Raw genomic sequence first — 25,940 nt, 5'->3', positions numbered from 1 at the left:
AGACCACTGCCATGTCCCTGACCCACGCCCGGCTCGCCGGGGTGGCGGTCCACCTGCCCGAGACCGTCCGCTCCGCCACGGAGACCGAACACCGGGTGGCCGCCGCCTCCACCGGATTCCGGCCGCCACCCGGCCTGGTACGCCGCCTGACCGGCGTCGAACGGCTGCACGTCATGCCCGACGACTGGCAGGCGTCCGACCTGGCCGCCGCCGCGGCCCGCAAGCTGCTCGCCGGGACGGGCACCGACCCCGGCAGCATCGACCTGCTGATATTCGCCGCCGCCAGCCAGGACATGATCGAGCCCGCGACCTCCCACATGGTCGCCGACCGCCTGGACCTGCGCTGCCCCGTCTTCGACGTGAAGAACGCCTGCAACAGCGTGCTCAACGCCCTGGAGACGGCGCACGCCCTGATCGCCCAGGGCTCCTACCGCCGGATCCTGATCGCCTGCGGCGAGTCGCCCTCGCGCGCCGTGCGCTGGTCGGTGCCCGACCTGCGGACCTACCTCGCGTCGATCCCCGGCTACACGCTGTCCGACGCGGGTGCGGCACTGCTGCTCGAACGGTCCGCCGAACCCGGCGTCCTGGGCTGCGGCTTCACCGCCGACTCCCGGTCCTGGAGCGTCGGCACCCTGGCCTCCGGCGGCTCCGCCCACCCCCGGGGCGACGAGCACACCTACTTCCGCCTGGACGGCGTGGGCCTGCGCCGCGCCTTCGAACAGCTCGGCCCGCAGATCCTGGACGAGACGCTGGAACGGCTCGGCGTCGGCTGGCAGGACATGGCGGCCGTCTGCGTCCACCAGGTGTCCAAGCCGTACCTGGACGAACTGGTCGAACGCTTCGGCCTGCCCGCGGACAAGATCGCCGTCACCGTCACCGAGCACGGCAACGCCGCCTCGGCGAGCCTGCCCCTGCAGCTCGTACGCGCCCAGGAGAGCGGGCGGGCGGGCATCGGCGACCTGGTCGGCCTGGTCGGCCTCGCGGGCGGCATCAGCATGGGACTGAGCGTGATCCGGCTGTGAAACTCTGGGTGGTCGTCCCCGCGTACAACGAGGCGCCGGGGATCACAGCGACACTGCGGGCCCTCGCCGCGCAGACCGACCGCGACTTCTCCCTGGTCGTGGTCGACAACAACTCGACGGACGGCACCGCCGACGTCGTACGGTCCTTCGGCTTCCCCGGAGACCTGCACCTCGTCCACGAGACCCAGAAGGGCACCGGCGCCGCCGCCGACACCGGCATGCGCTACGCCATCGCGCACGGCGCCACCCACCTGGCCCGTACGGACGCCGACTGCCTGCCCGCCGCCGACTGGACCGCCCGCGTACGGGCGGCCTTCGACGCCGGCCTCCAGCTGATCGGCGGCCGCCTGCGCCCGCGTACCGACGAGGCCCCGTTGTCACCCCTGCGCCGCGCGGCGCTGGTCGGCGCCACCGAGGTCGCGGCGCTCTTCGGACGCTTCCGACCCGGCAACCGGAGCCCTGACTACCTCGGTCCCTACGTGATGGCACCCGGCTGCAACATGGCGGTCACCGCCGCGCTGTACGAACGCGCCGGCGGCTTCCCGCGCACCGCGATCGAAGAGGTCCACGAGGACCGGGCCCTGGTCAACGCGGTACGCAAGCTGACCCCGGCGTACGGGGTGCGGCGCGACGTGCGCGTCGCCGGGTCCGCCCGCCGGGTCCGCGCCTGGGGCCTGCGCCGCACGCTCGGCTGGTACGCCGACCACCGGTACCGGCCCGAGGTGGTGGACATCCGATGACCACGGTCCTCGCGCCGCCCGCCGCCCTGGACCGGTGGGAGCAGCGGCTCCAGACCGCCGCCCACCCCGTCGCGTACCGGCTGCTGCGCGCCGTCGCCGCGCGCGGTCCGGTCGTCCGCGTACCCCGCGTCGGCGTGGTCGTCAGCGACGCCGCGCTCGCGCGCGAAGTCCTCTGCGACACCGTCAACTTCACCAAGACCGGCCCGGGATCGCCCGCCGACCTGTGGACCCCCGTGCTCGGCCCCTCCGTCCTGCTCAACATGGAAGGCCCCGACCACACCGCGCTGCGCCGCCGGCTCTCCGGGCTCTTCACCCCCGGTTACGTCAGCGCGCTCTGCGCCCGCGTCCTGGCCCAGCCGCTCGCCGACCTCACGCGCCGGCTGCGCGCGGGCGAGGAGGTCGACCTCGTACGCGTCGCCCAGATCTGTGCGGGCGCGGCGATCTGCGAGATCGTCGGCATGCCGGTGGAGCCGGACCGGTTCGCGGCCGCGCACGCCGAGGCGTCCGAGGTCACCAAGATGGTGCGGCTGTGGCGCCACTCCATGACGGGCCGCCAGGTCACGCGGGCGCGCGAGGTGCTGGGTTCGCTGACCGCCTCCGCGGTGGCCGCGTACCGCGCCGGCTCCGAGGAGACCCTGCCGGGCCGGCTGCGCGGCCTGGGCCTCGACGAGGAGGAGGCCCGGGGGGCCGTGGGCGCATTCCTGCTGACCGGGACGGAGACCTTGGTGTCCTTCATTCCGCGGCTGGTTGCGCTTTGTCACGATTCGGGGTGGTTGGGCGGGGGTGGGCTCTCGCGCCTCGGAGACGGCCACGACGGTACGTCCGACGGTGGCCGCTCCGGGCCCGCTCCCGGCCTGGACGCCGTCGTGGAGGAGGCGCTGCGGGTCACCGTGCCCTCGCCGGTGATGCTGCGCAGTGTCGCCGGACCCACCACCGTCGGCGGGGTGCCGGTGGCCCCCGGGGACCGGATCGTCATCGCGACCCTGCTGTGCGCGCAGGCGTACGGCCCCTTCGCCCCCGAGCGGCCCCACCCGCCGGAACTACGCCGTCTCTGGTTCGGCGCCGGCCCGCACTTCTGCCTGGGCATGCCGCTCGCCATGGCGCAGATCCACGCCGTACTGGACGCCGTCCGCACCGCCGGCCCCACCACCGTCACCGGCCGCCGCGCCGCCCGCCGGGTGCTGATCCCCGGGTACGCGCGGCTCGACCTGAAACTTCGGAGTGTGATGTGAGCGAGGGCACCAGCACAGACCGCAGCACAGGCACCACCATCGGCCCCGGCACCACCTCCCCCACCGACGCCGCCTCTCCCACCTATGCCGACTCCCTCACCGACGCCAACTCCCCCACTGATACCACCTCCTCCACCGGCGCCGACTCCCCCACCGACACCATCGCTCCCACCGGCACCATCGCTCCCACCGGCACCATTGCTCCCACCTATGCCACCTCCCCCACTGACACCACCTCCCCCACCGACCTCCTGACCGCCCTGTTCGACACCGCGGACCGGCGTGGTGCCGCGCCCGCGCTCACCGGGCCCGATGCCCGTACGCTCACCTATGCCCAGCTCGCCCGCGCCGTCCTGGCCACCGCCCACCGGCTGCGCCAGGCGGGACTGGCGCGCGAGGACCGGGTGCTGTTCTCCGTACGGCCCGGCCCGGACGGCGTCGTCCTGGCCCTCGGTGTGATCGCGGCCGGCGGCACCGTCGTCTTCGCCGACCCCGGTGCCGGACCCGAACTGTTCGCCGCGCGCCGCGAACTGGCCGCGCCCCGCTGGGCCGCCGCCGAGTCGCTGCTGTACGCGGTGGCCCGGTACGGCCGCCCGCTCGCCCGGCGCCGTGGCCTGCTCCTGCCCCCGTACCACCGCCTCGGCCTGCGCCACATCTACGCCGGCCGCCGGCTGCCCGGGGTGCCCGCCGGAGCCCTGTCCGCGCGCCGGCTCGCCGCCGGTCCCGTCCCGGCCGTACGCCCGCACGCCGACCCCGGCCAGGAGGCGCTCGTCGTCTTCACCTCGGGCACCACCCGGGCGCCCAAGGCCGTGGTGCACACGCGCGGTTCGCTGGGTGCCGGCCTCGCGGGCTGCGGTCCTGCCCTGGGCATGGCCGCCGGGGACACCCTCCACACCGACCAGCTGATGATGGGCGTCCCCGCTCTGATCGCCGGGGCCCACTGGACCATGCCGCCGTACGGCTTCGCCCCCGCGGCCGACCCCGCGCGCTTCGCCCGCGGCCTGACGGGCGCCACGCACGCGTTCTGTGTCCCCGCCGATCTCCCCGCGGTCGTCGAGGCCGTGGAACGGGGCGAGGCCGCGTTCCCCGCGACGCTGCGCCACCTCGTCCTCGGCGGCGCCCCCGTCCTCCCCGGCCTGCTGCGCCGCGCGCAACGCGCCCTGCCGTCGGTGGACTTCCTCGCGGTCTACGGCATGACGGAGATGGTGCCGGTCGCCATCGCCACCGGCCGCCAGAAGCTCGACCACACCGGCCCAGGAGACCTCCTGGGCACCCCGCTCCCCGCCATCACCCTCCGCACCGCCCCGGACGGCGAACTCCTCGTCTCCGGCCCGAACCTGTGCCGCGGCTACCTGGGCGAGCCCCCCATGCACGAACACGCCACCGGAGACCTCGCCCGCCTGGAGGACGGACAGCTCATCCTCCTGGGGCGCAAGAAGGACATGCTGATCCGCGGCCGCACGAACATCTACCCCGGCCTGTACGAGCCGTCCGTCACCGCCCTGCCCGGCGTCGCCGAGGCCGTCATCGTGGGCGTCCCCGACCCCTACGGCGACGAGCGCGTCATCCTCACCCTGGTCCCCGACGGCACCACCCCCACCGACACCCTCACCGCATCCGTCCGTTCCCGCCTCCCCACCCTCATCGACACGGCGGCACTCCCCGACGAGATCGTCGTCCTGGACCGCATCCCGGTCACGGGCCGCACCCGCAAACCGGACCGCGAAGCCCTACGAACCCGCCTCCGCGACAGAGTCGCACCCCACCCCACGGAGGCACCGTGAACCCCGACCGGAACGACGCCCCGCAACGCGACCGGAACGACACCACGCGCCCCGGCCGGAGCAGCGCCACGAGCCTCGTCCAGAGCAGCGCCACGCGCCCCGGCCAGAGCAGCGCCACGCCACCCGCCCCCGAAGGCGCCCTGAGAATCGCAGTAACAGGCGCCCGCGGCTTCGTCGGCAGCGCCGTATGCCGCGCCGCGGCCGACCGGGGCTGGACGGTCCACGCCCTCACCCGCGCCGACTGGGACCTCACCACCGGCCCCTGGCCCGACGCCCCTGAGGTGGACGCGGTCGTGCACGCGGCCGCCGCCGTCAGCGACTGGGGCCCGCCCGCCCCCGTCTGGCGAGCCAACCTCACCGGCACCAGAAACGTGGTCGCGACCTTCCCCGGCGCCCGCCTGGTCCACATCTCCACAGCCAGCGTCTACGACCCGTTCCGCCCGACCGTACAGGCCCAGGAATCCGAAGCGCCCGTCCGCCGCTACCTGACCCCCTACGCAGCCTCCAAAGCCGCCGCCGAACGCGCCCTCTCCCACCGCCCCGACACCGTCATCCTCCGCCCCCACGCCATCTACGGCCCAGGCGACCGCACCCTCCTCCCCCGCATACTCAACGCCGTACGCGGCAACTCCCTCTGGCTCCCCGGCAACGGCAAAGCCCTCCAATCCCTCACCCACATCCACAACCTCACCACCGCCACCCTCCTCGCCTGCACCCCCACCACAGCCCCCGGCACCTACAACATCGCCGACGCCACCCCCCTCCCCATCGGCGAAGCCCTACGCACCCTCCTGGCAGAACGCGGCACCCACCCCCGCCTACGCTCCATCCCCCACCCCCTGGCCTCCGCAGCCGCCACCACCACAGAAACCATCTCCCACCTAACGCACCGCCCCCACCCACCCCGCCTCACCCGCTACGCCATCAGCCACCTAGCCGTAGAACGAACACTGAACCTGGAGGCAGCACGCCAGGGCCTGGGATTCGAACCTGCGGAGACGTCGTTTCGGGGGGCGGGCGACTGGTGAATGCGGTCGAGGGCCGTTAGTCCGGCCGCGAGCAGCACAGCCACGCCGCTCGCCCCCCTGACGGCCGGTTGCGGGGCAGCCATCGCAAGGCGGGTTGCCCCGGACGCTACTGCGGACCGTTGTGATAACCCCACTTTTCCTACATCTCCGAAGCCGACGGCTGGGCAGTCCGGCGCAGGTTGAGAAAGACTGCGAAGAGGTCATCGACCTGTTCGTCGTCGAAGAGGTCGTCGGGGCCACCCGGGGCTCGGTCAAGGAAGGGGCCTTCGTACAGGTCCTTGTTGTCCAGGAATCCCCGCCTGACCACCACATCGATGATCAACATAACGAAGTCGGCCTGGCGAGGGGTAAGTCGCCCTTCACCGATGAAGCCGGCGAAGGCTTGCTGTGCGGCCTGCGGGTTCAGACCGCACAGACCACGGAGGAAGGGTCCGAGGCCGGTGCCTCCGCGTACCTCGTCGAGGTCTTCCGGCGAGGCGATCCCTTCCGCCAGGAAGACCTCTTCCAAGGCGGTCAGATCCTCGCTGGTGACCTGCTCGGCGTGACGGAGTTTATGCACGGACGGGTGGTCGCCGTGCCGCAGCAAGTAGGCACGGGCCTTCTGGCGGAAACGTTGTTCGTCGGTACCGACGGGCAAGCCACGCAGCTCGGCCTCGGTGATCTCACCGAGCTCGTCCTCGAAGTCCGTATAAACGATCTTCCGCTTGGCCTTGGTGTCCACGAGACTGGCGAGACTGCGGACTCTGCGGCGCATGTCCTCCAGCAACGGGAGGGTCGCGTCCTGCCACCATTCGTCGCCGGCCAGGGCTTCCAGGAGGGCGGCCTGCTCAGCCACGGCCGGGATGTTGACCTTGTCGAGCAGGTTCTCGGCGATCTCCGTGATCTTGGTACGGAGCTTGCCGTACTCCTTGCCGCCCTCCAAGGCCGCGAGCTGAAGCCGGAAGGCGATGAGGTCGAAGCGCTTGGCGTCCTCACGCTGATCGTCCGCGTCCGGGTCGTACGTGCTGGGCAGCTTGATCAGCTTCTCGCGGATCTCGGCCTCGGCATCGTCGTCAATGCGGTGCCAAGTGGTGAAATCGGCGTAGACCTCCACGGCGCGACGGTGCGGGCGGACCAGGAAGTTGTCCGGGCTCATGCCGTTGATCACTCCGTTGAGGCGGTGGGCGAAAGCCCACCGCACAGCGTGCTCGGTGCTGATGCCGTCCGGGCCGCCATCGCGGGCGGGGTCGGGCTGATGGCGGCGGTCCAGGCTGCGCAGCAGGTCGAGCTGGGCGGCAAGGAGCCGCTCGGCGAGGGAAACTGTCTGGCGGCCCTCGCTGCTGTCGATCTCGCTGTTGAAAAAGTCAATATTGCCGCAGAAATCGAAGACCCGGAAGTCCTTTTTGGCGTGCCCGGGGTCGGTCTGATCCGGGCCGAAGAGGGCAGGGCGCAGTCGGGTGCCGCGACCGATCATCTGCCAGAACTTGGTCCTGGAGAAGACCGCCTTGGCGAAAACCAGGTTAACGACCTCGGGAACGTCGATGCCGGTGTCCAGCATGTCGACGGAGATCGCGATGTCCGGTTCCTTGGCGGGGTTGGAGAAGTCCTCGATGAGGCTCTGACGATATGTCTCCTTGTACGTGATCACGCGGGCTGTGTGGCCGGCTCCCTGAGGGTAATTGGCGTTGTAGCGCGCCTCTATGAAGCGGGCGTGCTCGTTACTCTTGGCGAAGATGATGGTCTTGCCGAGACGGTCCCCACCTTCAACACGGTGGCCCTTGGTGACCAGGACCTCCAGCATCTTGTCGACGGTGTCCTCGTTGAAGACGTACTTGTTGATGTCATTACGGCCGACAGCGTCAGGGACCTGACCGTCCTCGGTCCATTCCTTCGCGTCCCACTCGGCCCTCTCCTCCTCGGAAAGCTCCGCATACTGTATGCCGCGCTCCATGATTCTTAGGGGTACCTTCACAGCGCGCGGCGGCACGAGGTAGCCATCGACGACGGCCTCGTCCAGGCCGTAGGAGTCGGTGGGTACGCCGTTCTCCAACTGGAACAGCCTGTAGGTGTTCCGGTCGATCTCGTCCTTCGGGGTAGCGGTGAGGCCCAGGAGGAGCGAGTCGAAGTAGTTGAAGATTTCGCCGTACTTGGCGTATACGGAGCGATGGGCCTCATCGATGACGATCAGGTCGAAGTGGCCGGGGCCGAAGCGCCGACGACCTGCTGAGTCGGTCAGGTCGATCTGCCTGATCATCGTCTGGTACGTGGAGACGAAGACACGGGCGGAGGCGTTCTTGTCGTCCAGGAGACTGGCGACGGGGGTATTCGGCAAGTGTTCCTTGAACGCCTTCATCGCCTGGATGACGAGGGCTTCGCGGTCGGCGAGGAAAAGGACGTTCTTGACCCAGCCGGCCTTGGAGAGCTGGTCCACGAGGGCGACGGTGGTACGGGTCTTGCCTGTGCCGGTAGCCATGACAAGGAGCGCCTGCCGCATGCGCTCACGGTCGTAGGTCTCGCCGACGCGCTTGATCGCACGGAGCTGGTAGGGGCGGCCGGCGATGCTCAAGTCGGTGGGGTACGTGGACAAGGAACGGCGCAGGGCCCGCTGTTGGATGTGCCAGAGCAGCTGCTCCTTGGTGAGGAAACCGGAGATCTGGCGGGGTGGGTAGCCGAGGCCATCGTCCCAGATGTGGGTCTCGTAGCCGTTGGTGAAAAAGATGACCGGGCGGCGGTTGTGGGCGGCTTCGAGGGCATCGGCGTACAGCTTGGCCTGCTGCTGGCCGTCGCGAGGGTCGCGGCGGGTGCGCTTGGCCTCGACAACGGCGATGGGCTTGCCGTCGTCGCTCCACAGGACGTAATCGGCACGACCGTTGCCGGATTCAGTCTGCATGCCGGTGATGGCGTGCTCGGTCGTGCAGTCGGTGGCACCGACGGTCCAGCCGGCTTCCTTGAGAAGGAGGTCGATGAAGGCGTCGCGGGTGGCCTGCTCGTCGTAGTCGTGTGTGTCCTGAATCTGGCTGTTGGCCTGCTTGGCGGCCTCGATCTGTGCCCGCAGCTCGACGATCTCGCGGGCGCGGGCGGCGTTCTCGGTGAGAGCCTGCTTCAACTCCTCGGCCTGCTGCTTGTAGCGGCGGGCATCCGCCTCCGCTTCCGCCTTAAGCTCAGCCTGCTTCTTCAGGCGCGCCTGCGGGGAGAGCGGCCGGGGCACGGCGGCAGTGTCGAAGTCGAGCGCCGAGGCCGGGCGGAGCTCGGGGCGTGCGGCATAGGTGCGGGCCACCCAGTAGAGGGAGTGGAACAGCTCCCTGAGCGCGGAGAACGCAGTGGCGGTCGGCACGGGCGCGGCCTTGTGTACGGCGTCATTGCCGAGGCGGCGCACCAAGTCCATCTTCGTCGCCACGGCCGGTCCGACGAGCCGCTTGAAGCTCGCCTCATGGAGATGAGCCGCAAGGTCCCTGCGGTACGGCTCACGCAGGCTGGAGGTGTCGTTGGCGTACATCCAGTGGACGGCGAGTTCGAGCGCCCGGCGAGAGTAGAAGCAGGAGGCGCGTGGATCGGCGTGGGCGAAACGTTCAGCCTGACGGGCCTCTTGGTAGAAAGCGGGCCAGGAAGCCTTGAGAAAATCGAAGTTGGACACCTGGGCGGCGGCCCGGGAGGCAACCCGGTCGCGGGAAGCGGCAGCGGGCATGGGTTGACCGGTTGGGCCGTGGGGTTCGAGGGGCGTGGCCCCCCGCTGTCCGGCCTCGTCGCCCCCGTTGTCCGGACTCTCGTTGTTCGCGTTGCTGCGCATGGTTACTTACCGCCCCTCTCCCCTGCTGGCGATTCTGCTCGCGGTGGTGGGGTCGGCCCATGCATGGTGCGGCCCACACCACCGCGCGTACGACGCGGCCGTACCGGACGACCAGTCGCGGCTGACGTAATGCGGTAGGTCCGGCGGCGCCCCTGGGACTCCCCTGCCCCATGGAGTGCTGCCGAGGTTGTACGTTGCCCGGCCTGGGCAGCGGTGTTGTGAGCTGGGCCGGGGCGGCGACGCGTTACAGGTTACGCGGCTTCGTGCTCCCAGAGTTCGCCGGCGAAGGCACGCTGCCGGAGTGAGATGAAGAGTTCGTCAAGGGCGGCAAGATGGGCACGGTGTTCTTCCTTCTGCCCTTCGATATAACGAATCCGATCCGCGAACTCTCTTTGCAGCCCGATCGGGGGGATCTCACACTGAAAATTGAGCAGTTTCGCTTTCGAAATGTTCGGCATCGACGCCGAACTGCCGGAAGCGAGTTCACGCACCTTAGCCCGCTTTGGCGGGTACGTCAACAGGGCGTGCAGATAGACCTTATTCACCACCGAATCATCTGCGACAGTCAGGCGAAAAATCAGGTCTGGCAGCAAGAGGCGGCCCGGCGTATTCCACACGTAGGCGCACGCGGCAACCAGCTCTGGGGTGTTTTTCCTGGTGAACAGGAGGTCACCGGCCTGAACTTCGTGGCGAGGATCGGCAGCTTCTCCCTCTGGAAGCGCCTTGTTCTCGTCCGCCAAATAGACACACTTGGTGACTGCCCCAAGCTTCAAAACCCCCCACTCCCCCGGCCCGGCAGGATGAGCGAGACACTGTGGACTCCTTCCGCTGTCCACACTCTTGAGAAGCTCCCTCAGTGGCACCCTGAGCCAATCGTTGGGATTGACCAGAGGATCACCGAACATGTCCAGGAAGATGGACCGGGCGAGGTCGTCGAGGAGGCCGATGGCTTGGCGACGCTTGCCTCGGAGGGCTTCCACATGGTCAAGGACTGCTGCGACACGTTTTTGTTCAGCAAGCGGCGGAAGCGGAATCTGCAGTTCCAGACACCGCTTCAGGTCCAGGTTCGCAATGTTGGTCGTCTGCCGGCTGAAACTTCTGACCGTCGCCTGCGTGCTTGATGCAGCGAACCAGTGGTACAGGTAACGTTTGTCGATCAACGTCCCGTCTCCACGCAAGACGCTCACGAATCCACCGAAGGTCGCCGGATATTCCATTTCGGGAACCCAGGAGCACTTCCCGACAAGGTTCCAACTGTTAGCACTGGAGACCAGAAGGTCCCCGGGGTGCAAATATTGCTCTTCTCGCTTAACGACTCCGGAATCAATGCTCCAGACGTCCGAGGTGTCTAGAGTGGACTGAACATTCTTCGTCCTCATACATCGAATCGCCCCATCGGTTTCGGATGGCACGACATCAACGGGCTTGAACGTAACTCCGCGGATGAACTTCGCAACATCACCGAGCCGCACGCTTCGCATATCGCTCACGTCAGCATCCCCTTCAGCTCTTCGGTGCCCTTTGCGATCTCTTTCTCAAGGCGCTGAAGGTCGGCCAGGATGTCCGTCGGTGCCCGCGTCTCGATCTCCTCGTGGACGATTTCCTTATACCGGCTGAGTGACAGGTCGTAGCCCTGGGCTGCGATGTCCGCCTTGGCTACCGTGAAGGACTGGGCGGTACGAGGGCGCTCGCGTTCGCTGGTATCGCGGGCGAACCAGCGGGTGAGGGCGTCCGGGAGATTGTTCTTGGCGTGGTCATCCTCGGTCAGAGGCTCGGTGGGGCGGACTCCGAACTTGTCCTCCGGCACGAGGAGGTTGCGCTTGTCATCCAGGGACATGCCGTCGGCCTGGACATCGTAGAACCAGACCTCGTCCGTGCCGCCGGAGTCGGTGCGGGTGAAGAAGAGAATGGCGGTGGAGACACCGGCGTAGGGCTTGAAGACACCGGCTGGAAGCTTCACCACAGCGTCCAGCTTCTGGTCTTCGACCAGCATGCGGCGGAGTTCCTTGTGAGCCTTGGTGGAGCCGAAGAGGACGCCGTCGGGAACGATGACGGCAGCTCGGCCGCCGGGCTTCAGGAGCTTGAGGAAGAGGGCCAGGAAGAGGAGTTCAGTCTTCCTGGTCTTGACGACCCGGAGGAGGTCCACGGCGGTCTGATCGGGGTCGAGACTGCCCGCGAAGGGCGGATTTGCGAGGATGAGTGAATAGCGCTCGGCTTCCGAAGAGGCGGACTCCGACAGCGAGTCACGGTAGCGGATGTCCGGGTTCTCGATGCCGTGCAGGAGCATATTCATCGAGCCGATGCGAAGCATGGTCGAGTCGAAGTCGAAGCCATGGAACATCGACTCGTTGAAGTGCTTGCGCTGGGCGGCACCGTACAGTTCCTCACGGTGCTCGCGCTGAACGTAGGTGGCCGACTGGACAAGGAAGCCCGCCGTGCCGCAAGCCGGGTCGCAAATCCTATCGCCAGGACGGGGCTGGGTCATCTCGACCATGAGGTCGATGATGTGACGCGGGGTGCGGAACTGGCCGTTCTGGCCGGCTGAAGCGATCTTGGCAAGCAGGTACTCGTAGACGTCGCCCTTCACGTCGCTGCGGTGCATCGGAAGGCTGTCGAGGATGTCGACGACCTTGGTGAGGAGGTTGGGCGACGGGATGGTGAAGCGAGCATCCCGCATGTGGTGAGCGTACGTGGAGTGGTCGCCTCCCATGCGGCGGAGGTAGGGAAAGACTCCTTCGGCCACCAGCTTGTACGCGATCTCGGGGGCGCGGTCCTTGAAGTTCTGCCAGCGCAGGTCCTGCTCGTCCGGACCGAAGAACGGGTCCGGGTCGGGCTCTCCGATGCGGTTCGCCTTGCGGTCCTTGACGATCTGGAGTTCGTCGAGGCGCTTGACGAAAAGCAGGTACGTGACCTGCTCCATCACTTCGAGGGGGTTGGAGATGCCGCCGGTCCAGAACGCGTCCCAGACGCGGTCCACCTGGCTTTTGAGTTCGCCCGTAATCACGTGGTCGATCGTAGCGGCGAGCACTGACAGCGGCGGTCCGTGCTCCGCGTGAGCCGGGCTCTCGGCGCAACCCACCCGCCGCGGGGTCCGCTTCCCGCTCGGCCTCGATCCGCACCGCCCCCTCGTTACTGCCCTGCGCACAGTCAGTACGGAAACAGGCCGAGGGTCCGGCTTCACAGAGACGGACCCTTCTGACCTGCGTATGTTCCGAAGGCAACGTGGTGGATCTAGTGCCTACACGTTGCACTGGGGTATCGGTGAGAGGGCTGTGAGCTGCGCAAACGCCGGCACATCACTTCAGAGACAGTGCCGGACCCAGCAACGGGATCCATCAGCTGGGCGGGGACTCCGACATCCCCCGAGGCTGTCCTCCTCCGCTGCGTCCCCGGAATAGCCGTCCGACCCGCCCGTTGGCGTGGCATAGGCAGCACTAATCACCGGCGACCGGGACGCAGCGCACCTGGTACGTATCGGAAGAGGTCCAACTCGTCGTCGAGGCCGTCCCCCCTCCCGAGTCGACCCACCGCGACCGCACGCCGAAGCTCCACAAGTACGCCGAGGCCAGCATCCCGCACTACTGGCGCATCGAGGACGAGGACACCTTCCCCACAAGAGGCCGAGCCACGCGCCGTGCCAGCACAGTAATTCCGTGGGCACACGAGGCTCTGCGCCCCGCAAGCATGGTCAGGATCCCGGCCTACTATCCACACGAGTCTCTATGAGGTATCATCCCGCCCCATCTGGCAAACATCGGACTTCTGCACGTGCAGACACGTCCTCAACAGCCAACGGAGCGTCACCATGCCTTTCCGCGCGTTCAGCTGTCGTTCAGCAGCGCTGGATCTCTCTGAGCTGTGCTGCGTAGCACACCGGGACACGGCAGTCTCCACGGCATCGTCGGCCAGTTCCGACCGCACGGTCTAACGCTCAGACCGCCCACCAACGGGCTGCGACGAACCTGGACCACATGCCCCACCATGGTTCGGCGTAGCGCCGAAAGGACTGCCTTGCTCTCCGACCCCCTCATCGTCGCCGCTTCTACCGCCGCTTTCACCCTGATCACTTGCTGCGTGGCAATCTGTGTCACCGCATGCCGGGTCGTCAATGCGGCCCTTCGCGGCAGCCGCTCCGCCGACCGCCCCGAAATCATCCGCGAGCTGGCTAAGGTCTTCCGTCATCTCCTAACAACGTGGTGGCGACGGAAGTAGAAGTTGTTCACTTTCTCCCGCAGTGCCGGCCGGAGCATGTTCCAGATACGCATGCTCCAGCTGGCACTGCCAGCGTCGGTTACCTGCGAAGATAAAGTTGAGCAGCGTCACCGACAGCCTCGTCCGGGCTCATGCTAGCCGAAGCGGAAGATGGAAAACCTTCCAAACTTGCACAGAATTATGCACACCGTCTAGGGGCATTCATTGTTGCTCAACGCACCGGCACTCAAAATCGCCGCACACGTCAGCGAAGGTTCGCTTCCCTTTCAGTTGCGCGAGAAATTCCTCCACGCCCATGGCCATGAGCCCAGCGCATCTGAGGAACGCCTCTGGGAGGGCGGTATCCCAGTGCTGACCAGTGTGCTCCTGGACGCCGGGCTCGATCAGGTCCACATGATGATCGAATATGTGTTGCCACTCACCTCCAAACGCGCCGACGTGGTACTCGCCGGGGTGCACCCGGAAAGCGGGCAGCCCTCATACGTAGTCATCGAGCTGAAGCAGTGGAGTAGCGCGGAGTTGGAGGAAGGGGAGCCGCTGCTGTGCCGAGTTGACTCAAACACACAGCCTATGCTCAATCCGATCGAGCAGGTCCGCGGTTATTGCGATTATTTGGCGTCATCCAACGGGGCGCTGGCCGGTCATTCAGAGTGCATCGCAGGTGTTGCCTACCTCTGCAACGCGACCGAGTTCGGCATCGCCGGGCTGTACGAGGCGGGACAGAGTGTCCGCGGGCGGCTGTTCAGCGGAGAGCGCCGCGGCGAGTTCATGGCGTACCTGAAAGAACGACTGGCACCTGAGTCCGGGTCAGCGGCGGCCGAGGCGCTACTCACCGGGAAAACCGGCCCTTCGAAGCAGCTCATGGCAGTGGCCGCCGGCGAGGTCCGCGAGCGAGAACAGTTCGTGCTCCTGGATGAGCAGCGCGTCGCATATGAAGAGGTTCTGGACGCGGTCCGCAGGGCGCAGCGCTCGGCTCACAAAGAAGTCGTGATCGTCACAGGCGGTTCCGGTTCAGGTAAAAGCGCGATCGCGCTGGCTCTCCTCGGCGAATTTCATCGAAGCGGCTTCACTGTGCTGCACGCGACGGGTTCAGCCACATTGACGACAACCATGCGGAAAACCGCCGGGGCGCGCAGTCGCGAAGTGCAGAATCTTTTCAAATACTTCAACAGCTTCATCACCGCCGAGCGAAACGGCGTCGATGTCCTGATCTGCGACGAAGCACAGCGCATTCGTGAAACTTCCGCCAACCGTTACACCCGAACGTCTCACCGCACCGGAAGGCCGCAGGTGGAGGAGCTGATCGATGCGGCTCGGGTTCCCGTTTTCCTCCTAGACGAGCTTCAGATCGTACGTCCTGGAGAGCTAGGAACAGTCAACATGATTCAGGAAGCTGCGGAGAGTAAGGGGCTCAGCTGTCAGATCGTATCCCTGAGCGGAAACTTCAGAAGCGGTGGCAGTGACGCATACCTGCGTTGGGTGACGCAGCTACTCGATCCGTCAAAGCGCGGACCGAAGAGTTGGGAACCTGACGGCCGAATGGATCTCCGAACTGCCAACTCCCCCCAAGAGCTGGAAGCGTTCCTCGACCAACAGCGGTCGTTGGGCTTCAGCGCGCGCATGACAGCTGGTTACTGCTGGCGATGGTCGGAGGCCAAGCCGGGGCAGCCGCTAGCAAAGGATGTAACTATCGGTGACTGGGCCCGCCCGTGGAATCTCAAGGGTGACCGATCCGTGATGGGAGCCCCGCCCGCCGCACTGTGGGCCACCGACCCGGCTGGATTCGGCCAGATCGGCTCGGTCTATGCCGCACAGGGTTTGGAGTACGACTGGAGCGGCGTGATCCTCGGGCCGGATTTGTTGTGGCGGAACGGGACATGGATCGTTGACCGCGCGGCATCTAAAGACCCTGTGTTTCGGAAGGCCACCTCAGACGCGGAAGTGCGTCGCCTGATCCTCAACACGTACAAGGTGCTTCTGACCCGCGGTATGGTCGGCACAATGATCTATTCCACCGACGCCGAGACCCGCGCCAAGCTGGGTGATCTCATCGGAACGCCGACCACTGCAGCCTTGTAGACAGCCGACCGCCAGCTTCACCGCACCCGACAGCCAGTTCCTGCATTACTCCCTCAAGTCCCATCCAGCAGTCAGCGAAGATTCACGTCGCTCCGGCGTCCGGTTACAACGCAAGCCACAGCCAAGAAGGTCCGGATACAGCGGGCACTAGCGAGCCGCACACCGCTCCGACCCAACAACGGTACGGATGGCCAGGGACGACGTCAGGTGACACCCCGTCCGCCGATACAGTGCGGAGACGGCAGCGGACACGGCGACGGGGTCGCTCCGAAACAGAGCGACCCCGGCTGACCTGCGCATTTGCAAGGTCGTCACATCGATGCTGCGGCGCCCGTCAGACATTGAAGCGGAACGTCGGGCGGCTGATTTTGACCTGCGGCGGGGCTCCGTTTAGGTGGCTGACCTGGGGTTTCCCCCGATTGCTTGCGTTGGTCATCCGCTGGCGTTTACGGGGGTCCTGCGGACTGTCTGCGGACTGAGCGAGGCACCCGTACGCAGGCATCCACGCGCGCTGAACCCCTCTGGAGTCAACTGGCGCGTGGCGTCGAATGCCCTGCGGTAGCGGGCACACTCTTCATCACTCGGGTCCGGGGTCCGGAGCAATCGAGCTGCCTTCCGTACGTCCGCGATAAAGACTGCCCCGAACTCAGTTGGTGACTGCTGTAGCGGCTTCGTAGCATGCGCTGGCACGTACGCTGCAGTCATGGACGATCCCGTACTCACCGCCCGCGAGCTGGTGCGGAATCGGTTTCCCGCCGCGCAGGCGACCTTCCTTGCCGGCAGCGTGCTGACCGACCGGTGGACGCCGACGTCCGATCTCGACATCGTGGTCCTACTGGACGGGCCGCCCGCCCCTACCGGGAGAATTTGCTGTACCGCGGCTGGCCAGTGGAACTGTTCGTGCAAACCGAGGCCGCCTGGCGCAGCTTCGCCGACCAGGAGGCCACGAAGCGGAGTTCGCCGTTGCTCGCCATGTGCTCCGGCGGCATGCTCCTGGTGACACGGACAGGCTGGGCGCATCGCTGCGGGTTGAGGCGCGAAAGCGTTGGGCTGCGGGCCCGCCGCCGCTTTCGGACTATGAGCGGAACCGCCTGCGGTACGCCCTGACAGACCTGCTCGACAACCTGCGTGGCTGTGCGGACCCCGCCGAGCGGGTGCACTTGGTTTCGCACGCGCTACAGCACGCCTCGCAGCTGGCCCTGCTGGCCGGCAGACACTGGCTCGGCGACGCTAAGTGGTTGTCGCGGCGGCTGGCAGCGGCCAACCCCGAGCTGCGCTGCACGTTGACCGACGCCGCCGCGCAAGCGATCGCCGGGCACACGAGCGACTTCGCCGCGGTCATGGCAGAGGTGCTGGACCAGGCTGGCGGCCCTGCGGGATGGGTACACCTTCGATGAATCGCCGGGGCGCGACTACCGAGTAGAAGTCAGGGGCTCTACCACCTTGGAGCCGGTCGGCGGCGATCCGGTCGATCGGTCGGCAGGAGTTGCCGTCCAGGAACACGAATGCCTTGGTGGATGCGGTTTGATCGCTCCGGCGAGAGTCGGCGCGAGGGCGCCCAAGACATCGATGGCCTCGGCGATGTACCGGTAGGCGGTCGTGGTGCCGACACCGAACCCGGCGGTGAGCTAGGCGTAGGTATGGCCGTAGCGCAGGTGCGCGAGGACTAGTAGGGGCTGGGCGCTCGCGTGACGCCAACTTGTTCCACGTTCCTGACAGCGGGCCCGCAGGCGAGCGGGCAGGTAGCACGAGGTCGAGGTGGACACATCGATGCCGGACGGGCAGACAAGCGTGCGAAAGCTCTCGTTGAACAACCGATCTTGGTCGTGAACCCGTCTATCAGGAGCTTCTTCACGTCCAGACACCGCCTTTCCAGCCCAACTACTCACCCGCTCGATTAGATTGGAGAACGCTCACGGTTTCCCCGGAATTACAAATCCCAGTCTCTAGGTGTCCGCGATCAAGCGATCAAGGAGAAACTTCGGCTTCCGAAAACCTCTTTGCCCGTACCGCCGCTCTGCCTATGCTGCGACCCGACCCCACCCTCGACTGACGAGGCCGACATGCAGCAGTTATGGAACAGCGACCGCCGCCGCACCGCGATCGGTCGCTCCAACCTCTCCATGCCGGCGCGCCAGGCTCTGGCCGACCGCCAGCTCAACGCGGACCGCACGATCCTCGACTACGGCTGCGGCCGAGGCGGCGACGTCGCCTCCCTCCAGCGCCTCGATTGCAAGATCACCGGTTGGGATCCCTACTACAGCTCGAGCGCACCGGTGGCCCCCTCTGACGTTGTCCTTCTCACCTACGTCCTGAACATCATCGAAGACCCCGTCGAGCGTCGGCAGACGCTCAAAGAGGCATGGAGGCTCGCCACCTCCGTACTCATCGTCTCGACTCGCCTCACCTGGGAGCGGTCCAAAGTCCGCGGCCAGGAGTACGGCGACGGCCTCCTCACCAGCCGGCAGACGTTCCAGCACCTCTTCAGCCCGGACGAGCTCCGGGTCTACGTCGAGGAGGTCATAGGAACACGCTGCATATCAGCGGCACCCGGCATCGTGTACGCCTTCAAGGACGACTCAGCCCGACTGGGCTACCTCGCACACCGCATCGTCCCCGACGCCGAGTGGCTCGCTTCAGCCGATACCACTTCCGCTATCGCGTCGCTGGTCGACTACGTCGAACGGCGTGGCCGCCCGCCCCGTGTCGACGAGATGCCCCGGCCGATGGCCGAGCAGCTCGCCCACCTGAAACCCAGCGATCTCAAGCGCCTCGTGCGCGACTCCGCCGACGCCGAGAAGGTCTCCGAGGGCGCCAAGCGCACGACGCTGAACACGCTGCTGTTCCTCGCCGTCGAGCTCTTCAACGGCCGGGGTCCGTTCAGCAGCCTCCCCCTGGGCGTCCAGCTCGACGTCCGGTCGTTCTTCAACTCATACAAGGAAGCCTGCCAGCGCTCCGACCGTCTGCTCCTCAAGCTCCGGGACGACAGCTATATTCGGGGCGCCATGAACGCATCCAGCGTCGGCAAGATCACCCCAACGGCGCTGTACGTGCACCGCCGGGCGATCGACCGGATGCCCACCGTCCTGCGCCTGTACGAGCACTGCGCTGCCGTAGCCGCCGGCCGCCCTCAGGAATGGACCATCGCCAAGCTGAAGCACCAGGGACGAGCCATCAGCTGGCTCGACTACCCGGAATTCGACAAGGACCCACACCCGCGGATCGCGTCGTCGTACCTCGTAGATCTCAAGACCCTCGAGACCTCGCACATGTCCTACGCGAACTCGGCCAACCGTCCTCTGCTCCACCGCAAGCACGAATTCCTGGCACCCGACGACCCGGACGTGTCGCGTTACCGCCGTCTGACCGAGTTCGAGCTACGTGCCGGCCTTTACGAGAATCCGCAACTGATCGGCACCGAGAATGGCTGGGAGGCCGAACTGATCAGGTGCAATCGCATGCTTAGGGGACACCGGCTGGTCCGGCGCCCCGAAGACTGAGCAACTCAAACCGTCAGGGGGCATCCGGCTGCATGTAGGCGATCGTCTCCGCCAGGTCATTCGGGTCGAAGTCCGAGATTTGCCCGGGGAACCACGAGAGGCGGATGCCGTTGGTGGCCACCTCTCCCGGGAGGCCCATTGCGGTCAGCACGTGGCTGGGCGTGTACGAGGCGCTGGTGCATGCGGAACCGGTCGCCACGGCCACCTGGTCCTTGATCCGTACGATCAGGGCCTCGGCGTTGAGCCCGTCGAAGGTCACGTTGAGGATGTGCGGGACCGAGTGGTCGGTATCGCCGTTGATCTGGAAGCGGGTCTTTCCGAGCGCGGCGAGCAGCCGCTCCCGCATCTCCTTCGCGTCCCGCTCCCAACGCGACCGGTTCTCTCGGAAGACCTTGGCTGCTTCGTACAGCCCCATGATCAGTGGCACCGGAAGCGTCCCAGGACGCAGCTTCCGTTCCTGCCCGCCGCCGAACATGATCGGCTCCAGCGGCACCTTGTCCCAACCTCGACGCCGGGTCACCAGAGCGCCGATCCCCTTGGGTGCACCGATCTTGTGGCCGCTGATGCTGGTCAAGTCGATGGGTGCCTTCAGGTCCTCGGGAACCTTTGCGTACCCCTGCGCGGCATCGACGTGAAGATAAGTCGGGGTCTCCTGGAGCTTCTCCGCCAGCTCGGCCACGGGCTGGATGACACCCGTCTCATTGTTCACGTGCATTAGCGAGACGAGCAGGGTGTCCGGCCTCAGCTTCTCCAGCACGGCCTCCGTAGAGATCCGCCCCGAGGGACCAGGCTCCAGGAAATCGACCTCGAACCCCTGCTTCTCCTGCAGGTGCAGCAGGGGCTCGATGACCGCCTTGTGCTCGATGGCTGAGGTGATGATGTGCTTCCGGCCGTGCTTCTCGCCGTACGGGGCCATGCCGAGCAGCGCGATGTTGTTGGACTCCGTCGCTCCACTGGTGAAGATGACCTCTTCGGTTCTCACATCGACTGTCCCGGCAAGGAACGCCCTGGCCTCCTGGACCGCTTTCTTTGCCCGAGCTCCGTACTCATGGGTGCGGCTGCCCGCATTGCCGAAGTCTTCGGTCATCCAGTGGAGCACCACGTCAGCCACCCGCGGCTCCACACGGGTCGTCGCTGCCACATCCAGATACGCCACCACAGCGCTCACCCATCCCAGAGCAATCATCGCGTTACCGAGTACGTCAAACCGTTAACGTACACGGATGCTCGACTGGCGCACAGCGCGCCACCTCAGAGTTGTCAACGCAGACATCGACGTACGTCTTCCCGGGCAGGCACGCCCTTCGTGCGAGCCTGGAGTACCCCCAAACATGCCGGTGCGTCTTACGTACGTGAAGGTTACGCAACTTCCGCAAGCTTCGTACGTTAAGCGGGTGACGTACGCTAAGGTTGCCGGGTGGAGATCGAAGCAGCGACACCAGCGACGAGAGTCGTGGCTCCGCGCACCTCGGCGGGGTTCGAGTACACGTTCCCTGCGATCCGCGGCATCCAGGCAGGGCGCGAGTATTACGTCTCGATGTGCCCCCTGCGCCTCATCCCAAAGATCTTTATCTTCGACGAAGACGAGCTCTCGCCGGAGCTGCGCGCCCAGCGGATCCTCAACAAGGGACGCCTCCCAGCGCTCACGAAGTACATTCTGGACAATCCAGAGGATTACGTCTTCAGCGCTTTGACCGCATCCGTCGACGGCGACATGGAGTTCGACCATCTCGGCTCCGACGGCAACGCCTTCCGTACCGGGCAGCTGCGCATCCCTATGGACTCCCGCTTCCTGATCAACGACGGCCAGCACCGGCGCGCCGCTATCGAGCACGCCCTCAAGGAGAATCCGGACATCGGCAACGAGACGATCGCCGTCGTCTTCTTCCATGATGCGGGGCTCGCCCGCTCACAGCAGATGTTCGCGGACCTCAACCGGCACGCGGTGCGTCCGGCACGATCCATTGGCGTCCTCTACGACCACCGGGACGGCGAAGCCCAGGTCGCACGCACACTGGCCACCCAGTGCAAGGTCTTCAAAGGCTACGTCGAGATGGAGAAGAGCACCCTCTCCGGCCGCTCCCGGATGATGTTCACCCTGAGCGCTCTTTACTATGGCACCCAGGCCCTCCTCCAGGGCCTGGAGGTCGAGGCAGACGCCGCAGCCGAGCTGGCGCAGGAGTACTGGGAGCACATCGACACGACGCTTCCCGAGTGGGAGATGGTTCGCAAGAGAGAGCTATCGGCGCCCGAGATGCGGCGCGACTTCATTCACAGTCACGGAATCGCATTGCACGCTCTCGGCCGCATCGGGAATTCCCTACTTCGGGAATCCGCCGCGCCCACTAAATGGAAGCGGAAACTCTCCCCCCTGAAAAAGGTCGACTGGACTCGGTCGAATACAGACTGGGAGGGCCGAGCCATCGTCGGTGGTCGTGTCTCCAAAAGCCACCAAAATGTAACTCTTACAGTCAACTACCTACGCAAACACCTGCGCCTCGGCCTCAGCGCCGAAGAGCAGCGGGTAGAGGACGCATACCTGCGAGGCGAAGCATGAGCACCATCCCTCTGCAACTCACGCCAGTCCAGCGGAAGCCGTTCGACGGGCAACCCCTCGAAGAGGTCATCGCCAAGCTCTCAGACGAGGTCCGTGAGCTCTACACCGCCGACCAGGTGCCCTGGGTCATCGGATACAGCGGCGGCAAGGACTCCACCGCGGTCCTCCAGCTCGTATGGAACGCCATCGCTGCTCTGCCGGCGGAGCAGCGCACCAAGACGGTCCACGTCATCAGCACCGACACCCTCGTCGAGAACCCCGTCGTCGCGGCGTGGGTGACGACATCCCTAGAGACGATGGAGAAAGCCGCCGCCGAACAGGGCCTCCCTATCGAGCCTCATCGCTTGACGCCAGAGATCAAGGACACCTTCTGGGTCAACCTGATCGGTCGGGGTTACCCGGCGCCGCGCCCCAAGTTCCGCTGGTGCACTGAGCGCCTCAAGATCAAGCCCTCCAACTCCTTCATCCGGAACGTCGTGGCAGCACATGGCGAGGCGATCATGGTGCTCGGTATCCGTAAGACCGAGAGCCAGGCGCGCGCCCGTGCCATGGAGAAGCACGAGAAGCGGCGCGTCCGTGATCGCCTCTCTCCCAATGCGAACCTTCCCAACTCCCTCGTCTACAGCCCGGTCGAAGACTGGACCAACGATGATGTCTGGGAGTACCTGATGCAGAAGCCCAACCCGTGGGGCTACAACAATCAGGATCTCCTCACCATGTACCAAGGCGCCTCCGGCGATGGCGAGTGCCCGCTCGTGGTCGACTCGACCACTCCCTCCTGCGGTTCCAGCCGCTTCGGGTGCTGGACGTGCACGCTCGTCGAGCAGGACAAGTCGATGTCGGCGATGATCCAGAATGACGAGGAGAAGGAGTGGATGAGGCCGCTCCTGGACCTCCGCGACAAGCTGGACGCCCCGTTCGGCTACTTCGAAGAGGGCGAGGAAGGACTCCCCGCCGGCCGGAAGCTCCCGTACCCCCGCCCTGACCAGCCGGCCCGAGACTTCCGCCGCATGAACGGCAAGGTCATGGTCTACACACGCCGGACCGACGGCGAAGAGGTCCCGATCCACGGCCCGTACCTGCAGAAGTTTCGCCAGGACTGGCTCAAGGACCTGCTGGACGCCCAGACCTGGATCCGTGCCAATGCCCCGGAGCACGTCAAGAACATCGAGTTGATCACCCTCGACGAGTTGCACGAGATCCGTCGTATCTGGGTCTTCGACAAGCACGAGGTCGAAGACTCCCTGCCCCGTATCTACAAGGAGTCCACGGGTGAGGACTTCCCGGGTGGCCCACTGGACGAGCAGCTCGTCATGGGCGCTGACGAGATGGAGCTGCTGAAGGAGCTCTGCGGGGACGACGACCTGCACTACGACATGGTCCGTGAGCTGCTGTCCGTCGAGCGCAAATACCGGACAATGTCCCGACGCGCTGGCCTCTTCCAGGCTCTGGAGACTGCGGTAAAGAAGGGCTACTACGAGGACAGCACCGACGCCATCGACTTCGCGCAGCGCAAGAACAAGTGGCGTGACGAATCGCCGATCCACCTGACCCTGGACGAAGAAACCAATACTGATGCTCCTGCGTAAGATCACTCTCGAAGAGTTCGGGGCTTACCGCGGCACCCAGTCGCTAGATCTGACCACCAAGAGGAACAAGCCGATCGTCCTCATCGGCGGACTCAACGGCTGCGGTAAGACGACCCTTCTCGACGCCATCCAGCTGGCGCTGTACGGGCCGCGAGCACGCTGTAGCGGTCGAGGCAACAAATCGTACGAGACGTACCTCCGCGAAAGCATCAACCGGCAGGCCGACCCGACACGCGGTGCACAGATCATCCTGGAGTTCACGATTGCGGTGGACGGCACGGAGCACTACTACAAGGTGGTCCGCAGCTGGCACACCAGCGGCAAGACGACGCTCAAGGAGTTCGTGAACGCGTTCGTCGACGAGGGGTACGGCTCCAGGGCGAAGTCGGGACGACGTGCCGAACCTGAACTGAAGCACAGCCGGGTTCTCAGCCAGGAGTGGGCCGATCACATCGAAAGCCTGCTCCCCCTGGAAGTCGCCTCGCTGTCGTTCTTCGACGGAGAGAAGATCGAATCGCTCGCCGACCCTGAGCGCGCGGCATCGGTCATCGAATCGGCCATCCACTCGCTGCTCGGTGTCAGCACCGTCCAGCAGCTCCGTACGGACCTGCTCGCGCTCCAGCGCCGGCAGAAGTTGTCGGACGAAGAGCAGCACTTGATGGACAAGATCCACGCAGATGAGCAGGAACAGCGGACGGCCGACGCCGCTCTGGAGAACGCAGAACAGCAGGCCGCGCAGCGTAACAGCGAGCTCGGCAAAGCTCGGCGCACTCTCGAAACGCTGGAGGATGCCTACAAGCAGGAGGGTGGAAACCTCTTCGAGCGCCGTGTCGAGGTCGAGCGCGAGTACGCGCAACTCTCCGCTCGCCTCGCAGAAATCCGCAGCTCTCTCGTGCAGTTGGCTGCAGGCCCGCTTCCGCTCCTCATGGTGGGAAGCCACCTCAAGGAATTGCGCAAGCAGGCAGATCGCGAGCGGACGGCAGCCGAGTCTCACCAGGTGCTGGGCGTACTCGAAGAGCGTGACCAGTGGCTGCTGGACATGCTCCCTGCCGAGGCGAAGGCCGCCGTGATGGAGAAACTGGAGGCTGACCGCGCCAAGCGCGCCAAGTCCGCCGGCCTCAAGGTGAATCTCGGGCTCTCTCCGGACACACTCCCCCAGCTGTCGGCACTCGACGAGGCGCTCAGTCGCGACAAGGCACGAGCTGCCGAGCTCCTTCAGCAGGCTGCCGAAGCCACCGAAGAGCATGTGCAGCTGGAACGCTTGCTGGCGGGTGTACCGGCCAAGAGCAAGGTCGAAGCCATCCAGAAGAAGCGCGAAGACCAGCTCCAGGAAGTCGCACGGCTGGAGCAGGAGTACGAGAACAGCCTCAACAACGTCGACGAATTGAAACGCCGCCTCGAATACGTCTCCGCCTCTCTGCAGCGCGCCCACGAAGAGTTCGTCCGCACCAAGGTGAAGGCCGAAGAGGTTGAGCGGATCATCAAGTACTCGGAGAAGGCCCGAAAGACGCTGGGACAGTTCGGCGATGCCCTCCTCAAGCGGCACATCAGCCGCCTCGAGGTAGCAATGCTCACCAGCTTCCAAACCCTCATGCGCAAGCAAGGTCTGGTGAGCGACCTCCGCATCGATACCGACAAGTTCACGCTCACCCTGGCCGACGCCGACGGCGAGCTGATCGACCCCGCCCGTCTCAGTGCGGGCGAGCGCCAGCTACTCGCGGTCTCTCTCCTCTGGGGTCTGATGAAGGTCGCTGGCAATCACCTGCCCAGCGTCATCGACACGCCGCTCGGCCGGCTCGACAGCCGCCACCGCGAGCACTTGGTGGACCGGTACTTCCCGTTCGCCAGCGATCAGGTCCTTCTCCTCTCCACCGACGAGGAGATCGACGAGTACCTGCTGGGCCGCCTCAAGAAGTCCGTCGCCCACACCTACACTCTGGTCCACGACGACACCACCTTCACCACCAGCGTCATCGAGGGTTACTGGTGGAACGCAGGAGCCAGCAATGCCGCTTGAGAACATCCGTCTCGCCACAGCGAGCAAGGACCGCCTATCCCGCCTGAAGCGCACCACTGGCATCACCCAGTGGAACGTCCTGTGCCGATGGGCTCTGGCTCTCTCCCTGGCAGACGCCTCCACCCCCCTGGTCCGTGAGGTCGTCACCGACTCCAACGTCGAGATGTCCTGGAAGACCTTCGCCGGGCCCCACGGCGACCTCTACCTCGCGCTGCTCAAGCAGCGCTGCGTGGCCGACGGCCTGGAGCCGACGGACGACAACGTCTCCAAGACGCTGACGATCCATCTGGCGCGAGGGATCGGATACTTGGGGGCGCACAAGGAGATGACAGCAATCGAGGGGCTGATCGGGGCTGTGGCAACCGGCTGAATTGTTCAGAATGGCCCATTTAGGGCCGATTCGCCTGCATGGGT

17 protein-coding genes and 2 pseudogenes are annotated in these 25,940 nt (G+C 66.0%); 14 read left to right on the top strand and 5 right to left on the bottom strand.

The window, feature by feature from the left end:
• Positions 1-11 precede the first annotated feature (11 nt).
• Genes AB0L45_RS03785 through AB0L45_RS03765 form a run of 5 tightly spaced genes read left to right on the top strand, consistent with a single transcriptional unit; the run spans position 12 to position 5,806 of the window.
• A complete protein-coding gene (locus AB0L45_RS03785; RefSeq protein ID WP_365835766.1) occupies positions 12-1,022 on the top strand; it encodes a 3-oxoacyl-[acyl-carrier-protein] synthase III C-terminal domain-containing protein in 1,011 nt (336 codons plus the stop codon).
• A complete protein-coding gene (locus AB0L45_RS03780; RefSeq protein WP_365835764.1) occupies positions 1,019-1,762 on the top strand; it encodes a glycosyltransferase family 2 protein in 744 nt (247 codons plus the stop codon). The genes AB0L45_RS03785 and AB0L45_RS03780 overlap by 4 nt, the downstream gene beginning before the upstream one ends.
• On the top strand, positions 1,759-2,994 hold the full coding sequence (locus AB0L45_RS03775; RefSeq protein WP_365835762.1) for a cytochrome P450: 1,236 nt from the start codon (positions 1,759-1,761) through the stop codon (positions 2,992-2,994). The genes AB0L45_RS03780 and AB0L45_RS03775 overlap by 4 nt, the downstream gene beginning before the upstream one ends.
• Entirely contained in the window at positions 2,991-4,778 is a 1,788-nt protein-coding gene (locus tag AB0L45_RS03770) for a class I adenylate-forming enzyme family protein (RefSeq protein WP_365835760.1), read from the top strand. The genes AB0L45_RS03775 and AB0L45_RS03770 overlap by 4 nt, the downstream gene beginning before the upstream one ends.
• Positions 4,775-5,806, top strand: coding sequence for an NAD-dependent epimerase/dehydratase family protein (locus tag AB0L45_RS03765; protein WP_365835758.1), 1,032 nt, complete (start codon positions 4,775-4,777; stop codon positions 5,804-5,806). Before AB0L45_RS03770 ends, AB0L45_RS03765 begins: the two co-directional genes overlap by 4 nt.
• Positions 5,807-5,945: 139 nt before the next feature.
• Here the strand turns inward: AB0L45_RS03765 and AB0L45_RS03760 are convergent, their stop codons facing one another.
• The 3 genes from AB0L45_RS03760 to AB0L45_RS03750 form a co-directional block, all read right to left on the bottom strand.
• Positions 5,946-9,572 carry a DEAD/DEAH box helicase family protein gene (locus AB0L45_RS03760; protein ID WP_365835756.1) on the bottom strand — a complete coding sequence of 1,209 codons (3,627 nt, stop codon included), beginning with the start codon at positions 9,570-9,572 and terminating at the stop codon, positions 5,946-5,948.
• A 251-nt stretch (positions 9,573-9,823) separates the two neighbouring features.
• Positions 9,824-11,053: a restriction endonuclease subunit S gene (locus AB0L45_RS03755; protein ID WP_365836333.1), complete on the bottom strand. Its 1,230-nt coding sequence runs from the start codon at positions 11,051-11,053 to the stop codon at positions 9,824-9,826.
• Positions 11,054-11,058: 5 nt separating this feature from the next.
• Entirely contained in the window at positions 11,059-12,576 is a 1,518-nt protein-coding gene (locus AB0L45_RS03750; RefSeq protein ID WP_365835754.1) for a class I SAM-dependent DNA methyltransferase, read from the bottom strand.
• 455 nt (positions 12,577-13,031) lie between these two features.
• Here AB0L45_RS03750 and AB0L45_RS03745 point away from each other — a divergent pair.
• From AB0L45_RS03745 to AB0L45_RS03730, 4 genes and pseudogenes are all read left to right on the top strand, one after another.
• Positions 13,032-13,175, top strand: a pseudogene (locus AB0L45_RS03745) (Uma2 family endonuclease); the annotation flags it as partial.
• Positions 13,176-13,988: 813 nt separating this feature from the next.
• On the top strand, positions 13,989-15,863 hold the full coding sequence (locus AB0L45_RS03740) for a DUF2075 domain-containing protein (protein ID WP_365835752.1): 1,875 nt from the start codon (positions 13,989-13,991) through the stop codon (positions 15,861-15,863).
• A gap of 703 nt (positions 15,864-16,566) precedes the next feature.
• Positions 16,567-16,863: a nucleotidyltransferase domain-containing protein gene (locus tag AB0L45_RS03735; RefSeq protein WP_365835750.1), complete on the top strand. Its 297-nt coding sequence runs from the start codon at positions 16,567-16,569 to the stop codon at positions 16,861-16,863.
• A complete protein-coding gene (locus tag AB0L45_RS03730; protein ID WP_365836387.1) occupies positions 16,838-17,260 on the top strand; it encodes a spore coat protein in 423 nt (140 codons plus the stop codon). The genes AB0L45_RS03735 and AB0L45_RS03730 overlap by 26 nt, the downstream gene beginning before the upstream one ends.
• Before the next feature lie 52 nt (positions 17,261-17,312).
• On the opposite strand, the pseudogene AB0L45_RS03725 reads toward AB0L45_RS03730, so the two are convergent.
• Positions 17,313-17,677: pseudogene (locus tag AB0L45_RS03725) on the bottom strand (transposase family protein); the annotation flags it as partial.
• 249 nt (positions 17,678-17,926) lie between these two features.
• Between AB0L45_RS03725 and AB0L45_RS03720 the strand changes: the two are divergent.
• Positions 17,927-19,363: a DNA phosphorothioation-associated putative methyltransferase gene (locus tag AB0L45_RS03720; protein ID WP_365835748.1), complete on the top strand. Its 1,437-nt coding sequence runs from the start codon at positions 17,927-17,929 to the stop codon at positions 19,361-19,363.
• Positions 19,364-19,376: 13 nt separating this feature from the next.
• On the opposite strand, the gene dndA is transcribed toward AB0L45_RS03720, so the two are convergent.
• On the bottom strand, positions 19,377-20,531 hold the full coding sequence (dndA, locus tag AB0L45_RS03715; protein ID WP_365835746.1) for a cysteine desulfurase DndA: 1,155 nt from the start codon (positions 20,529-20,531) through the stop codon (positions 19,377-19,379).
• A gap of 249 nt (positions 20,532-20,780) precedes the next feature.
• On the opposite strand from dndA, the gene dndB reads away from it, so the two are divergent.
• Genes dndB through dndE form a run of 4 tightly spaced genes read left to right on the top strand, consistent with a single transcriptional unit; the run spans position 20,781 to position 25,896 of the window.
• Positions 20,781-21,920 (top strand): DNA sulfur modification protein DndB, encoded by a 1,140-nt coding sequence (gene dndB / locus AB0L45_RS03710; RefSeq protein ID WP_365835744.1) that lies wholly within the window; start codon positions 20,781-20,783, stop codon positions 21,918-21,920.
• Positions 21,917-23,509: a DNA phosphorothioation system sulfurtransferase DndC gene (dndC, locus tag AB0L45_RS03705; RefSeq protein ID WP_365835742.1), complete on the top strand. Its 1,593-nt coding sequence runs from the start codon at positions 21,917-21,919 to the stop codon at positions 23,507-23,509. Before dndB ends, dndC begins: the two co-directional genes overlap by 4 nt.
• Positions 23,496-25,526 (top strand): DNA sulfur modification protein DndD, encoded by a 2,031-nt coding sequence (gene dndD / locus AB0L45_RS03700; RefSeq protein ID WP_365835740.1) that lies wholly within the window; start codon positions 23,496-23,498, stop codon positions 25,524-25,526. Before dndC ends, dndD begins: the two co-directional genes overlap by 14 nt.
• Complete coding sequence (dndE, locus tag AB0L45_RS03695) at positions 25,516-25,896, top strand: DNA sulfur modification protein DndE (RefSeq protein WP_365835737.1); 381 nt, start codon at positions 25,516-25,518, stop codon at positions 25,894-25,896. Before dndD ends, dndE begins: the two co-directional genes overlap by 11 nt.
• The last annotated feature ends 44 nt before the right edge of the window (positions 25,897-25,940 follow it).

The sequence above is a fragment of the Streptomyces sp. NPDC052496 genome (assembly GCF_040679095.1).
In the GTDB taxonomy this organism is placed as follows: Bacteria; Actinomycetota; Actinomycetes; order Streptomycetales; family Streptomycetaceae; genus Streptomyces.
The sequence above is the reverse complement of the archived record's forward strand: the minus strand, read 5'-3'. Positions and strand labels throughout refer to the sequence as shown.

Bases quoted from the DNA above. Each gene is read 5' to 3' on its own strand.
- AB0L45_RS03785 (WP_365835766.1), top strand. From the start codon at position 12: ATGTCCCTGACCCACGCCCGGCTCGCCGGGGTGGCGGTCCACCTGCCC.
- AB0L45_RS03775 (WP_365835762.1), top strand. From the start codon at position 1,759: ATGACCACGGTCCTCGCGCCGCCCGCCGCCCTGGACCGGTGGGAGCAG.
- AB0L45_RS03760 (WP_365835756.1), bottom strand. From the start codon at position 9,572: ATGCGCAGCAACGCGAACAACGAGAGTCCGGACAACGGGGGCGACGAG.
- AB0L45_RS03755 (WP_365836333.1), bottom strand. From the start codon at position 11,053: ATGCGAAGCGTGCGGCTCGGTGATGTTGCGAAGTTCATCCGCGGAGTT.
- AB0L45_RS03735 (WP_365835750.1), top strand. From the start codon at position 16,567: ATGGACGATCCCGTACTCACCGCCCGCGAGCTGGTGCGGAATCGGTTT.
- AB0L45_RS03720 (WP_365835748.1), top strand. From the start codon at position 17,927: ATGCAGCAGTTATGGAACAGCGACCGCCGCCGCACCGCGATCGGTCGC.
- dndC (WP_365835742.1), top strand. From the start codon at position 21,917: ATGAGCACCATCCCTCTGCAACTCACGCCAGTCCAGCGGAAGCCGTTC.
- dndD (WP_365835740.1), top strand. From the start codon at position 23,496: ATGCTCCTGCGTAAGATCACTCTCGAAGAGTTCGGGGCTTACCGCGGC.
- dndE (WP_365835737.1), top strand. From the start codon at position 25,516: ATGCCGCTTGAGAACATCCGTCTCGCCACAGCGAGCAAGGACCGCCTA.